Here is a 14,788-nt window from a genome sequence, read left to right as displayed (position 1 = left end):
TTTTGGAGACAGCTTGATAGCACAATTTATACACGTGCGCATGAAAAAATCTATGGCGAACTAGTTACAATTCTTGAGCGTATTTTTCGATATATAATTTCTAAGTGTAAGTCAGCTAGTATGTTAAAAATCATATTCATATTTCTTGCTACCCCTTTAATGGCTGCGCCAAATTAACGTATGAATACTCAAAACTTTCTGTGTTGCTACTGTCATTATAACAAATATTTTCAGAAAGCAATGAAAAAAAGCCCTTCGGCTTTTAATAACTTACATTTGACGATAAACATAGTAATACGGGTAACTGTCACGTTGCGCAAATTCATTATAACGCACTTCTTGAACAGCTGATCCTTTTGCCCCTGCTGTTAAATAACATGTTGAAATAAAGTATGGGTCATTTTCTGTTGTGGTCATAATCCCAACGTGACCAAAAGCTCCCTCACTAAATCCGCGCTTACCCCAGATCACAATATCGCCACGTTTGGCATCCCAACTAGAAGCATTTTCAATAATTAATTTGAATCCATTATTTGTCAAATAATCATGTAATGACTCTGTACTGTACAAGTAATCATATGGTTTAGCCCCAGCCTCATACAAAGCTTGTGTCATTGAACCAGAACAATCGGCTGTACCATCGGCGCCATTACGTGAACCATACATTGAATAAGTCAAACGACCCTTATTATATTCAAACCAATTAATGACTTGATTAACATCCACGTGAAATTGTACCGGAGACGATTGTAAGTCTTGCTCTAAAACATGACTAATAATGTTATTATTAGCCAGCCTAACCGTATAATAGTATGAAGAATTTGAATAATTCGTCTGTGTCTTGTTGAGAATTGTAACATTTTGTCCAGCCAGCTGCTTCAAGTCATGACTACCGCCTAATGTTGAATCAGCAAACTTTGTTATATAAGCTGTGTCCCAGACGTTGAATTTCGATACGGCGACCACATTGCCATTGGCATCAACAGTATCAATCGTGTCAGCGTCACCCCACCGGCCAAAATGGTATCTTTTATGACCGTATATTAAGTATTTGTCACGGTACTGAACAAAATTATCTCCATAGTACTCTAACATGTTATTGCCATAATGCCGAAAGCCTCTCAGCGCGTCGCCATTAGATTTCATATAGTATAGCACACCATTGTCGTGAACATAGGCGTCTCGAACTTGTTTGGCATCACTACCATAGTACTCCATGTTATTATTGCCATAATGGCGAATCCCTTTAATCGCCAGACCATTTTGATCCATATAATAAAAGGTACTGCCAGTAGCGACATATTGATTGATAACTTGTTTATAATCGTTACCGTAAATTTCAAAACTATTACCAACGTTGCGAACACCCTTGAAAGCATCCCCATTACTAGTTAAATAATATCGGCCAGCAGCATCTTGTGCATAATTATTACGTACTTGCTTGAAATCATCACCATAAAATTCCATATTGCCATTACCATAATAACGCACACCTTTAACCGCATCGCCATTTGGCTTCATATAATAAAATGTGTTACCAGCCCAGACATAAGCATCACGTACTTGCATACCAGAATTATCGTAATACTCCATGCTGTTATTACCGTAATGCCGTTCACCCTTAATCATGTGACCATCATAATCATCAAAGTACATAAAATCATTATTGTACCAAAGATACCCATACACCATTCGCCCAGTTTGCGCATTGTAGTACACGATTTTATTTGGTAATTGTGTCAAACCACGTGACATGACATAGTTGTTATCAAAATTATACCAGTAGTTATCTATTTTCTTCTCACCACTGATAAAATGACCATTTTCTTGGTACTTTCTTTGACCATTATCATTTACCCAGCCAGAACGAGCTTGTATTTTAGAATCCCGATTAGAATCCCGAAAGGTCCTTTGGTTTTGAAAACTAGTTAATGTTGCTACTTGCAGAGAATTAGTATGTTCATGTGTCTCTTGATTGACCACTACCTTACCAGCACTGGCAGATTCCGATGTCTTGTCTGTGTCTGTCGTTTCAGTAGCAGATGTGTCATCACGCGCCACTGAATGAGAGACTTGTATATCTGTTGGTATATCATTGCCAGCACTCGTTTGTTTGTCTGGGGTTTGAACAATCTCTTGTTTCTGACTCTTATCTCTAGCCGTTGTTACTGAAACATCATTTTTTGTGTCACTGGCTTTATCAGGTACTTTACTCGTTACCGTTGCAACATTTTGGTGACGGTTAACATCAGTTGCAGTTAACACCATAGTAGCGTCAGCTGTTATTGGCGTTGTTACTGTCTGCGTTTTATTGTCGGCTACTGCTGCGCCAGTTATTGTATCCGCGCTTGCTTGCTTTAAACTGATAGTAGTTAGTGCTGTTGCGATGATAACAGACGTTGATAAAATAGACCAAGGTTTAAACATGATTTTCTCCCATTATTAAACGGCTATACCTTTGGCACCAATGGGAAGCAGTAAGTTGAAATACTTAGTACTTAGCTATTTTGCAAACAAGTAGACCATCACCACTGAGTCATCAGGCAAGTCAATTACACCGCCATTATTGTATCACATCGATTCGCAATAACAGCCATTTTAATAAGAATAACAACATATTGTAATCAAATTGTTTTTATCTTTTGTTAGTAAGTATTTTGTACCTCGTCATTTGCTTATTTTTCAAATTACCAACATAACACTGAGCTAATCAATTAGTCTCAACATTACAAAAAAACCTTCAATCACGAATCATTTATGATTGAAGGTTTTAAACTGATGCCGACGAGAGGAATCGAACCTCCGACCCCAGGTTTACGATACCCGTGCTCTACCAACTGAGCTACATCGGCAAGTAGATAACACTGAGGTTACCTGATAACTCCGACTGCCGGGCTCGAACCGGCGACAACCTGATTAACAGTCAGGTGCTCTACCAACTGAGCTAAGTCGGAATAATTGCTTAACACAACTATTTAATTATGCCAGTTTTGACTAAAAATGTCAACACTTTTTTCGATAAAGATACCCAGAAAAATGGCACAAAAAAAGCAAATCTTTTAAGATTTGCTTCTCATATAACTCCGACTGCCGGGCTCGAACCGGCGACAACCTGATTAACAGTCAGGTGCTCTACCAACTGAGCTAAGTCGGAATAATTGCTTAACACAACTTAATTATTATAACGAATAACTAGGCGATGTGTCAAGCGTTTTTGATAATTAGTTTTTACAATTTAACGCATTGTTGGGAAAAGCAAAACATCACGAATCGTATCAGAATCTGTCAGCAGCATGACCAAACGATCAATGCCAATGCCCAAGCCACCTGTTGGCGGCATACCGTATTCAAGTGCTTCAATGAAATCTTCATCGATATTTTCTGCTTCATCATTCCCATTTTCACGTTCAGCAACTTGCGCTTCGAAACGTGCGCGCTGATCAATGGGATCATTCAACTCAGTGAAGGCATTGCCATACTCGCTACCCATGATAAACAGTTCGAAACGATCTGTAAAACGAGAGTCCTCAGCGTTACGTTTAGCCAATGGCGATACTTCGACGGGATGACCGTAAACAAAGGTTGGTTGTACCAGTGTGTCTTCAACAAACTCTTCGAAGAATGCATTGATAATATGACCAACACCCCAATATTTTTCATATTTAACATGCTTATCGTCAGCTAACTTTTGTGCTGCCTCGACAGACATGTCTTGCCAGAAATCAATACCTGTTTGTTCTTTAATCAAGTCAACCATATGCTTACGCGCAAAGTTTGAACCCAAATCAATTTCTGTCCCTTGATACGTCACTTTTAAATCGGAAGAGACTACCGAAGCAGCTGCTTTGAATATGCCTTCAGTTTCGTCCATAACGTCTGTGAAGTCCATATATGCAGCATATGTCTCCATTGTTGTAAACTCAGGGTTATGCTTAGGATCCATACCTTCATTTCGGAAAATACGGCCAATCTCATAAACACGTTCAAAGCCACCAACAACCAAACGCTTCAAGTACAATTCAGTCGCAATTCGCATATACATGTCAATATTAAGTGCATTATGATGTGTGATGAATGGCCGCGCAGCAGCACCACCAGCTTCTGTTTGTAAAATTGGCGTCTCAACTTCCATAAAGTCTTGTGAATCCATATAAGCACGAATTGCTGAGATTATCTTCGAGCGTAATTGGAATTTCTTGAATGATTCCTCATTAGCAATCAAATCTAAATAACGCTTGCGATAGCGAGTTTCAACATCAGCAATACCATGGAACTTGTCAGGCATGGGACGTAAAGCCTTTGTTAAATGCGTTAATTCGGTTGCCAAAACGGTTAATTCACCCGCTTCAGTTTTCATTATAATTCCTTTAATACCAAGGAAATCGCCCAAATCAGCTCGCTTAATAATTGGATAATTTTCACCCAAATCATCGCGCTTAGCATAGACTTGAATTTTGCCTGAAACGTCGCGGAAATCAGCAAAAATCACTTTCCCTGCACCACGCTTAGCAATCATACGACCAGCAATCACAACTTCATGTTGTTCTGCTTCGAGCGTTTCCAATGTACTGTTATCATATAAATCGTGTAATTCCTGCGCCTTTGCTGTACGCTCAAAACGCTTACCAAATGGATCTAAATGCAAATCATCAACAATAGTTGCTAATTTTTGACGACGAGCCAGCATTTGATCGTTGAGGGCTTTTTCTTCTGCCATGTGTATAAAGTGCTCTGAATTGAGCACGTTTCCTCCATATTATTCTGGTTATATTAACCAGTTCTAAAAGTTCTCACTAATAATAACTATACCAAAAAACAAAGCTAACCTCAAAGGTTAGTCCTGATTATTCTTCTTAATTTCTGCAACAATACGGCTTAATTCTTCAGCTGTGAAAAAGTACCGTTTACCAGAGAACTTACCCACAACCTCCGCACCGCCATCTTCATCAATCATCGCTTGTACTTCTTCTGCGGGCAAAGTTGTCAACATATCCCGGTAAGCCGCTTTTGATGGCTCTGCAGCTAAACCAACCCCTGCTACTTGTAGTATCTCGACTTCACCTTTACCAAAAATTTCTTCTAAAATATCTAGTGGTGTGTAACTATCAACTAGCATATCCGCCAAGGGCTTCATTTGCTTTAACGCTTTTTCTAGGGTATCAAGTGCTTCGTCGGTTGCATCCGGTAATGCTTGAATGAGAAAACCACCGGCAGCTTCAACTGTGTTATCAGCGTTCATATAAACTGATACACCAACAACTGATGGTATTTGTTCAGATTGCGCCAAGTAATAGGTAAAGTCATCACCTATTTCGCCTGAGACCAGCTGACTCTGCCCTATATAAGGATCTGAATAAGGTGCAAACTTAGTTATTTGTAAGAAACCATTTGAACCAACAGCTTGCGCAACATCCAATTGTCCTTTGTCATCAACGATTGATGCAACTTGCGGGTTGGTCACGTAACCGCGAACGCTACCCTTAGCATCTGCCTCGACCACAATATTCCCAATTGGGCCACGGCCATTAATTTGAATAGCAAGTCGTTCTTCGCCCTTTAAGACTGATTGAGCAGTTAATGTCGTTGCCAACATACCACGCCCTAAAACAATCGCTCCTAAGCGCGATGTGTCATGTGTCAAAGCTGCAGCACGAACAAGCTGCGTACCATCTAATGCATATGCTCGAAAAAATTTGTTTTTTGTCACTGTTTTAATAAATTGATCTGCCATAATATACTTTCTACGCCATGCGTCATTAAAATAAAAAAGTTGACGTTAAACGCCAACTATCATTTTACTTATTTTTATCGTTTTTGTCATCAATTGGCGCATCATCTGGTGTTTCAACTTCTGACTGACTATCATCTTGTTTTTTTGGTTCATCGTGATGTTCATAACGCTCTTCAGCCTCTGAATCTTTAGCATCAACGGCTGCTTTTGCTTCTTCAAATGATTTAGCTGTCGCCAGTTCATCATCATCTTGTATATCTTTACGTGTAAATTTACCAGTTTCGTAAATATCTCTAATTTGCTTTTCGTCCAATGTTTCAACTTCTAGCAATGCTTCGGCAATCGCAACCAGCTTATCCTTATGTTCAGAAAGAATTGCTGAAGCGTCTTCAAATGCTTCCTTCGTAATACGACGCACTTCTTCATCAATCAATCTTGCGGTTTCTTCAGAATAACTACGATTCCCAGCCTGTTCAGCGTAACCGACACTGGCATTACCTTCAAGCTGTACCATACCAACTCTGTCAGACATACCAAATGCCGTAACCATCTGTCTTGCTAAACCAGTAGCTTGTTGAAAATCGTTTGACGCGCCAGAACTAGCTTCATTAAACATGAATATTTCCGAGGCACGACCACCCATCAAACCAGCTAGCTGCTCTTTTGCCTCAGAGTAGCGTAAGTTGTAACGATCATTTTTAGGCGTCATCAATGCATACCCACCAATACGACCACGTGGTACAATCGTTACTTTACGGACAACTGATGCTTCTGAACGTACCAAACCAACTAATGCATGACCCGCTTCGTGGTATGCTGTTGTTCGACGCTCTTGCTCTGACATACCACGGTTTGTTTTTGCTGGGCCTTGGAAAATACGATCTTCAGCTTCATCAATATCTGCTGCATCAACTTTTTTCTTATTGCGACGTGCTGCAAGTAAAGCAGCTTCGTTCAACAAGTTTTCCAAATCGGCACCAACGTACCCTGGTGTCTGCTGCGCAATGGCTTTCAAATCAACATTATCTGCCAATGGCTTGTTCTTGGCATGAACATTTAAGATAGCTTCACGGCCCTTAACATCAGGTGCCCCAACTAAAATTTTACGGTCAAAACGACCAGAACGAAGCAATGCTGGATCTAGCACATCAGAACGGTTAGTTGAAGCCAAAATAATGACACCTTCTGATCCTTCAAAACCATCCATTTCAATCAATATTTGGTTAAGTGTTTGTTCACGTTCATCGTTTCCGCCACCCATGCCTGTACCGCGTCGACGACCAACGGCATCGATTTCATCAATAAAGATAATGGCTGGTGCCGACTTTTTAGCATTTTCAAACAAATCACGTACACGTGAAGCACCAACACCAACAAACATCTCAACGAAGTCAGAACCTGACATTGAAAAGAATGGGACACTCGCTTCACCAGCGACTGCTTTAGCTAATAATGTTTTACCAGTTCCCGGAGGTCCCTCAAGCAAAACACCTTTTGGAATACGGGCACCAAGATTAACGAACTTCTTAGGTGACTTTAAGAACTCAACAACTTCAACCAATTCTTGTTTTTCTTCTTCGGCGCCAGCGACGTCAGAAAAGCGAACTTTGTTGTCCTTAGGATCAGATGGCTTTGCTTTTGATTTTCCAAAGCTCATCATGCCACCTTGGCCGCCTTTACCACCAGCCTGGCTCATCATGACATAAAATACTGCCACGATAAGCAAAACAGGTATCAACGATACTAACAAATTTAGCCAAAAGCCTGACGACTCTTGTTGCTTTGTAACCATATCCGTATCAGTTGATGAAGCGACTTGTGTCACTGACTTCAGAGAAGCATCGTTAGGTAGCAATGTAGAACTGAAGCGTGTTACTTTTTGAGATGACTGCAAGAAACTTAATCCCTTGTCAGCCTTCGTCTTTTGCGCCGTACGATACTCACCTGAAACATTATAGATACCATTTCCAGGTTGCACTGTAATTGACTTAAGTTCCTTGTCATTCAGTGCCTTCATAAATTCACTTGACGTTAGTGTCTTAGAAGATGACTTATCATTACCAAACAAACCATAAATCATCCCAACGACAGCTAGGAAAATGAAAATATAGAAGACAGAACTTTTTAAGAAACCACCTTTTGGATTATTATTCATTAAGTTTCCCCAATTTCTAGAAGTTAGTCAGTATAAACTTCTTTTTTCAGAATACCAACATATGGCAAGTTTCGGTACATTTCTTTGTAGTCTAAACCATAGCCAACAACAAATTCGTTACGCACATCAAAGCCGACATAATCAGCATCAATTGATACCTTACGACCTTCTTTTTTATCTAACAAGGTTGCTACTTTAATTGACTTTGCACCACGCTTGCGTAACAAATCTTTCATGAACAACAATGATTGTCCAGTGTCAACAATGTCTTCAAGAATGATGACCTGTCGATTTTTAACATCGGAACGAATATCTGTCACCAGTGTAATTTCATCGGTGCTTTTAACGCCACCATGGTAGCTAGATACGTTAATAAACTCTAAGTCAACGTATAAATCAACTTCTCGCAATAAGTCAGCTGTCCAAAGATACGCGCCCTTCAACACTGACAAAACAATCGGTTTTTCGCCTGCATAATCTTGTGTAATTTTTTGACCTAAGCGTGAGGCAGCATTATGAATACTAGCCTGGTCAAATAACACTTCTTGTATATCGTTATCCACTACTTTTCCTCAATTCGCCATGCAAGCCAATAATTGGTTGCATCTTGTTTGCTGACAAAATCTGCACTTAAACGCCAACGCTGACGAACACGTACGGCTATCACATCGTCATTTGGTGTTGATAAAACGACCATATCGTGCCGTTCATTTTGTGATAATTTTTCATCAATCGCTAAGCGTCGCAGTTTTTTATGCCCATGTATGAGTGCAAGTTTATCACTTGTTTTTACTGGGCGCAAGTATATAGCTGGCAGATCATCAACCAAGCCAAAGACAAAACTATTGTCAGAGTTAACTGGCTGATTTGTTGTCCAACAATATACATCATCTGCAAAATTTTGCCATTGATTTAATTTTAACATAAGTGTCGGCAAATCTTGCACTGTATTTGGTATTTCTGTTGTTTTTTTAAGATAAACCTGCCGATAATTCTTAATTAACACAACCGTGTGAGATAATTGAATCGAACCAGTCGGTTTTTTCTCATTAATCAGCAATTGATGAATATGTTTTAATTGCTGTTGCTTAAACCGATATACCTTCTGCTCATGTAAATAAGCGGCTAACGTGACTTCAAGCCACAAATCAGGAATTTTGGTCCAATCCTTTGTTAATAACGGTACGTACTGTTTCGCTTGAAAAGAGATAAGTTCAGATTGTTCGGCTATTTGTTTGGCAAAGCTATTCACATGATTAACCACTTGCAGATTAATTGTCTTCAATTCGGGTATGACAATATTTCGCAAAAGATTTCTAGGCGTGTATGTCGCATCAAAATTAGTGTCGTCTTCGCGCCATGATAAATGATGTTGTTGTGCATAAGTTATCAGTTGCTGCTTAGTTATCCCCAAAAAGGGACGCAAAACTAAGCGTTTTTTTACTGACATACCCGCCAGCTGTTCCAACCGTCCGCCACGGATTAATTTGAGCAACACTGTTTCAGCCTGGTCATTGGCATGGTGTGCAACAACAATAGTCTTGGTTTGATACTGGCCAGCCAATCGCGCAAAAAAACGATAGCGGAACTCACGTGCTTGTTCTTCCACAGCATGACTAGGCATAATTGACCAGTCTATTTGTTCAAAAACTGCTTGATAGGTCGTAGCAAGCTGACGCACAAAAAGCGCATCACCGTCACTTTCTTTACGAAGATGATAGTTAACATGCGCAACCACTAACTTGGTGTCAGGTAAGTATTGACGCAAAGCATGGAGCAAGACAACCGAGTCTACTCCGCCTGAAACAGCCACAATAATCGTTGCTTCCCAAGCATAGCGTCGTAATTGTTCATCAATTTTATTAATCATATTAGAAAAAGCACCATTCCGGTGCCCTATTACTGCTTATCCGAAGGCAAATTATAGATTAGTTCACCTTGCTTAGTGTAACCGTACTTATCTCGCAAAATTTGCTGCAAATAAGTTGGATCATTCAGGCGTTTAACATCAGCCTTAAGATTATCATTTGTTTTTTGTATTGATGTCAAGCGACTTTGTGTTGTTGTTAAAGTCGCATTAGCCGTGTGTAGTTTCACTTGGCTAACAAGCAGCTGTACTGCAAAAATAGTTGCGATAACCGCGCCAAAAAACAGAATCTTTTTTTCACGACTAGCATGCGCCTTTTTATAGTGACGCCTTGCCTGCATGTTTGCCGATTCTGAGTTTCGGATAATTTGCTGTATTTCAGGATTAACATGCTGCCTATTCAATTGTCTTCTTTTTTGAGTCGACATGAACTTTACCTAGTCCTAGTTTGGCACGTTCTTATCATTTTTACAAGAATATTTAACAATACTTAAACTTTTGGCGTCTCATCACTCGGTGTACGAAAATCATTCTCATACTTTTCACTAATCACTTCATACACATCTGCAGATGCCTCTTTTTTAGTCGTTTCGACAATTTTCAATACTTTAACGGTTAGTGTTTTGTTACCAAACCTTATTTCTAGTATGTCATTTGTACTAATATCAGAAGAAGATTTGCCAACCTTCCCATTGATTGAAATGCGCCCTTGATCGGCGATTTCTTTTGCAACAGTGCGACGCTTGATTAAGCGTGACACTTTTAAATATTTATCTAAACGCATAATTTATTTCCTTTTAATTAAATTTGGTTGCTCGTCATATTTTGCTCTTTTTCTAAGACAGTCAATAAATACTGACGTAAAATAATTAACCATATACTACTTTCAGCAACATCATCAACCGTCATTATCACCTGTAAATCTCCCGCTTCTGTTCGGACGGCGACTTTAAGTGGCACATCAGCTAAGGTTTCAAAAATTGCTTCTCCAGCTAATTTTTCGGTTGCATCATGATTAAACTGTAGGGTTAACTGATTTTTTTGTCGTCTAATATAGACTAACTGCGTTTGATCAGCTAGTGATTTAATTTGCCCAACCAATAACAAGCGTGCGACCTCATCTGGCATGTCGCCAAAACGGTCTAACATATCAGCTTCAATATCTTCAAACTGTTCATCTGATTTTGCTTGTCTAATACGCGTATAAAGTTCAATTTTTTGCGCATTATCAGGAACATAGTCGTCAGGCAAATAAGCCAACACACCCAATATCAATTCTGTATCTGTTTCTGGTTGCTGATTTTGCGTTACTTTGCCTTGTTTTTTTGCCACGGCGTCTTTTAACATTTGTGTATACATGTCATAACCAACAGAATCTATGAAACCGTGCTGCTGCTTACCAAGTAAATCACCTGCACCTCTGATACTTAAATCTCGCATGGCAATTCTAAAGCCAGAGCCAAGTTCAGTGAAATCTCTAATAGCCTCCAGCCTCTTTTCGGCTTCCTCACTAGGTGTACGTGTGAATGGATAAGTAAAGTAAGCATAGGCCAAACGTGTTGAACGACCAACGCGACCACGTAGTTGATAAAGTTGTGAAAGCCCCATGTGATCAGCATTTTCAACAATCAGCGTGTTCGCATTAGGAATATCCACACCCGTCTCAATAATAGTTGTGGTCACGAGCACATCATAGTTGCCATTTAAAAAGTCATAAAGCACACTTTCTAATTGCGTTTCTGACATTTGCCCATGAATACTGGCTACACGTGCAGATGGCACTAAGTCTTCTATTTGACTGGCAACACGATCTAAATCTGCCACACGATTGTGCAGATAAAAGACTTGACCGTCTCGTGCTAATTCTTTTTCAATCGCATTTCTAACAATTGTCCAATCCGCTTCAAGAACATATGTTTGAATTGGATAACGATTAGCGGGTGGCGTCTCGATGACGGATAAGTCACGCGCACCAACCATGGCCATATTAAGTGTCCTGGGAATTGGCGTGGCTGTCAATGTTAACACATCAACATTGTTTCGTAATTGTTTCAGACGTTCTTTATGTTTCACACCAAAACGTTGTTCTTCATCAATGATGAGTAGACCCAAATCAGCAAAGTTAACATCTTGACTTAATAATCGATGTGTACCAACCACTACATCAAGTTCATGTGCTTCAAGTTCCTTGATTACTTTTTTATTTTGCGCTGGTGTTTGGAAGCGACTCAAGACGCCAATACGAATATCTGAAAAGTCACTAAACCGTGCCAGCATCGTTTCATAGTGCTGCTGCACTAAAATTGTGGTTGGCGCCAAAAATGCAACTTGTTTCCCAGCATGTGCTGCTTTAAATACAGCACGCAAGGCAACCTCTGTTTTTCCAAAACCAACATCTCCAACTAATAACCGATCCATTGGTCGTTCTTTTTGCATATCTGCCTTAATTTCTTCAATAGAACGAATTTGATCTGGTGTTTCAGGGTATCCAAATGTGGTATCAAATTGTAATTGAGCGGTGTCATCTGGTGGAAAGGCGTATCCTGACAAAGCCTCTCTTTGCGCATACAAATCCAAGAGATCATCAGCAATATCCTCTATTTTGGCTGCAACTTGTCGCTTCGTCTTTGCCCATTCTGCACCACCCAATTTATTTAACTTGGGCGCCTTTGCTGCATCCGAGGCACCAATATACTTTTGGATCAGGTTTAACTGTGTGACTGGAATAAAAATCTTAGCATTTTTTTGGTAGGCAATCGACAAATAATCTTGCTTACCACCATCTACAGTGATAGTCTGTAAGCCTTCATAACGACCAATACCATGATTAATATGCACAACATAATCACCAACATTGAGCTCGTTATATGATTTTAAACGTTCAGCATTGGCTATTTTTCGTTGCCGCGGTGCAGGCCGCCGCGACTGGGTAAACAATTCGTGCTCTGTTAAAACAGTTAAATGAAGTTTAGGCCATTCAAATCCAGCTGATAGATTGCCATCTGCCAACTGTACCTCATTAACTAATAAATGATTTGATTCATGCAGTGGCACCGTTAAGTCCTGTAACGATTGACCGAAATGTTGCCTTCTTTGCGGTTCACTAATTAGCATAACAACCGTTGTTCCCGATTCTTGCGCGTAAACAAGGTCATTTTTGATTGCCGGTAATTGACCATAATACTGAGTAGCAGGCCTTGTCGTCACTTCAACAATGTTAGTGAAATGAATTTTATTGAGACCACGTTGAAAATTAGCTAAGTAAATAAATGGTTGGGCCATACTAGAAACAATATGATCAAAGTCTGCACGTAAGGATTGATGTGGCAATATTTGATAAGTTTCAAGTTGATGGGATAACCACTCTTGGTCACGCATCAACTGCTGTAATCTTGTTTCTTTGAGGCGTGTATACTCATCAATAACGACTAATGCTTGCCCATCAAAATAGTCTAATAAATTGGTTTCTTTACCAAAAAAATGCAGTGCATAAGGTAACAGCTGGTTATCACGGGTGTGATTACTAAGCCTATATTGCGTTGCCGCAAAGCCCTCTGTAATATGCTTTTTATCAATACCTGATAATGTCGTACGATAGGTATTAAATTGTGCTTCAATTATTTGTTTTGCTTGCTCATAGCGCGTTTCAGAGACAATCAAGTCGGTTGCCGGCTGTATCGTTGTCGCTTCAAGCACAGTGATACTTTTTTGTGTCTCAACATCAAATATTTTAATCTGATCGAGCTCATCATCAAAAAAGTCTAATCGAATAGGATTGTCTTCAGTTAGTGGGTAAATATCAACAATCGCACCACGTTGTGCAAACTCACCAGGTCCTTGTACTAGCTTAGTGGGTATATACCCCATCATCATCAAAGTATTTTTAATCTGATGAATGTCATATCGTGCTTGCACAGTCAACGATAGTGACGCCTGATCTAAAGTACTTGGCTCCGGTAAAAAGCGTTCGGCACCTGCAAGACTAGTCACAACAATGCATGGCTGTTGTGTACGCAGCCTAAGTAACGTTAAGACGCGCTGCAAACGTAATTCAGGTGAACTAATGGCCATCTCAGTTGCTAAGGATTCTTCAGCCGGAAAGCTTATTGCTTCAGGGGTTAAGCCAGATAAATCGGCTAACATTTGGTCAGCATGTGCCTGGGTGTCCGTAATGACTAACATCTGTCGCGGATTTGACTGATATAAAGCGGCAATGTTTGCAGCTCTAGCACTACCATTCACGCCTAGCAAAAGTTGTCGTGTTGTTGGGCGCGCATGCTGATTTAATGTTTTAATTGTGTCGGTTTGTGCTAGAAAATCAGTTAACACATTTGTCATAATTATTTTACTACCGCCTATTATCCGTTAAATTGATTACTTAGTTGTGATACCTTGGCCCCTGATAGCCACATGTCAATGGCCTGTGTACTCCGATCTAGCATTTGATCAATTTCTGGTTGTTCACTACGTGTAAACTGACCAAGAACATAATTAATCACAGCCTCTTGCTCATGCTGTGGATGACCTAACCCAAATTTTAAACGCAAAAAAGCTTGTGAGCCAGTATGCGCTATGATAGATTTTAGCCCATTATGCCCACCAGCTGACCCTTTGCCTCGAAAACGCAACTTGCCAAATGGCAAATCCATATCATCAACTAATACTAAAACATCACTATCGATGTTCCCGCCATAGTAGTCTAACAGTGCACGCACTGCTTTCCCTGAATCATTCATGTAGGTTGTTGGCTTGACGATTAGCACTTGCTCCCCATTAATCGCTGTTTTGCCCACAATTGCAAATTGTTTGCTGGGCGAAAAAGCGACATGATGTGCTTCAGCAAAATTATCTACTGCCATAAATCCAATATTATGACGTGTTTTCTCATATTTCGTGCCAATATTTCCCAATCCAATAACATACTTCATATTGATTATACGTGTGTCCTTAATAAATTTCTTAATCTTATATACCAGTATAACAGAATTCTGTGTTATCATGATATATGGCTATTTCATGATAAAAAAATTAATTT

General features: G+C 39.7%; 10 protein-coding genes and 3 tRNA genes. All 13 read right to left on the bottom strand.

All coding sequences use genetic code 11. The annotated features are described in order from the left end of the window. Positions 1–270: 270 nt before the first annotated feature. The gene (locus FGL72_RS00740) at positions 271–2,427 is read right to left on the bottom strand and encodes a peptidoglycan amidohydrolase family protein (protein ID WP_004906698.1); all 2,157 of its coding nucleotides are present in this window, start codon (positions 2,425–2,427) and stop codon (positions 271–273) included. Between the two features lie 352 nt (positions 2,428–2,779). Then, positions 2,780–2,852: transfer RNA gene (locus FGL72_RS00735), tRNA-Thr, on the bottom strand. 29 nt (positions 2,853–2,881) lie between these two features. After that, positions 2,882–2,954: transfer RNA gene (locus tag FGL72_RS00730), tRNA-Asn, on the bottom strand. Positions 2,955–3,081: 127 nt separating this feature from the next. Further along, positions 3,082–3,154 (bottom strand) — tRNA-Asn (locus FGL72_RS00725). Between the two features lie 81 nt (positions 3,155–3,235). Then, positions 3,236–4,717 (bottom strand): lysine--tRNA ligase, encoded by a 1,482-nt coding sequence (gene lysS / locus FGL72_RS00720; RefSeq protein ID WP_085699606.1) that lies wholly within the window; start codon positions 4,715–4,717, stop codon positions 3,236–3,238. Between the two features lie 117 nt (positions 4,718–4,834). After that, positions 4,835–5,731 carry an Hsp33 family molecular chaperone HslO gene (gene hslO, locus FGL72_RS00715; RefSeq protein WP_004901500.1) on the bottom strand — a complete coding sequence of 299 codons (897 nt, stop codon included), beginning with the start codon at positions 5,729–5,731 and terminating at the stop codon, positions 4,835–4,837. Between the two features lie 64 nt (positions 5,732–5,795). Next, the gene (gene ftsH / locus FGL72_RS00710; RefSeq protein WP_004901503.1) at positions 5,796–7,886 is read right to left on the bottom strand and encodes an ATP-dependent zinc metalloprotease FtsH; all 2,091 of its coding nucleotides are present in this window, start codon (positions 7,884–7,886) and stop codon (positions 5,796–5,798) included. Positions 7,887–7,909: 23 nt separating this feature from the next. Beyond that, positions 7,910–8,449: a hypoxanthine phosphoribosyltransferase gene (hpt, locus tag FGL72_RS00705; RefSeq protein ID WP_004901507.1), complete on the bottom strand. Its 540-nt coding sequence runs from the start codon at positions 8,447–8,449 to the stop codon at positions 7,910–7,912. After that, positions 8,449–9,756 carry a tRNA lysidine(34) synthetase TilS gene (gene tilS, locus FGL72_RS00700; RefSeq protein WP_085699602.1) on the bottom strand — a complete coding sequence of 436 codons (1,308 nt, stop codon included), beginning with the start codon at positions 9,754–9,756 and terminating at the stop codon, positions 8,449–8,451. The genes hpt and tilS overlap by 1 nt, the downstream gene beginning before the upstream one ends. Before the next feature lie 29 nt (positions 9,757–9,785). Continuing rightward, positions 9,786–10,181, bottom strand: coding sequence for an FtsB family cell division protein (locus tag FGL72_RS00695; RefSeq protein ID WP_004905424.1), 396 nt, complete (start codon positions 10,179–10,181; stop codon positions 9,786–9,788). Between the two features lie 62 nt (positions 10,182–10,243). Then, positions 10,244–10,537, bottom strand: a complete 294-nt coding sequence (locus FGL72_RS00690) for an RNA-binding S4 domain-containing protein (protein WP_004901515.1) — start codon at positions 10,535–10,537, stop codon at positions 10,244–10,246. A gap of 17 nt (positions 10,538–10,554) precedes the next feature. After that, positions 10,555–14,091 carry a transcription-repair coupling factor gene (mfd, locus tag FGL72_RS00685; protein ID WP_133286009.1) on the bottom strand — a complete coding sequence of 1,179 codons (3,537 nt, stop codon included), beginning with the start codon at positions 14,089–14,091 and terminating at the stop codon, positions 10,555–10,557. 20 nt (positions 14,092–14,111) lie between these two features. Continuing rightward, positions 14,112–14,681 (bottom strand): aminoacyl-tRNA hydrolase, encoded by a 570-nt coding sequence (gene pth / locus FGL72_RS00680; protein WP_085699600.1) that lies wholly within the window; start codon positions 14,679–14,681, stop codon positions 14,112–14,114. Between the last annotated feature and the right edge of the window lie 107 nt (positions 14,682–14,788).

The sequence above is a fragment of the Leuconostoc citreum genome (genome assembly GCF_007954785.1).
In the GTDB taxonomy this organism is placed as follows: Bacteria; Bacillota; Bacilli; order Lactobacillales; family Lactobacillaceae; genus Leuconostoc; species Leuconostoc citreum.
The sequence above is the reverse complement of the archived record's forward strand: the minus strand, read 5'-3'. Positions and strand labels throughout refer to the sequence as shown.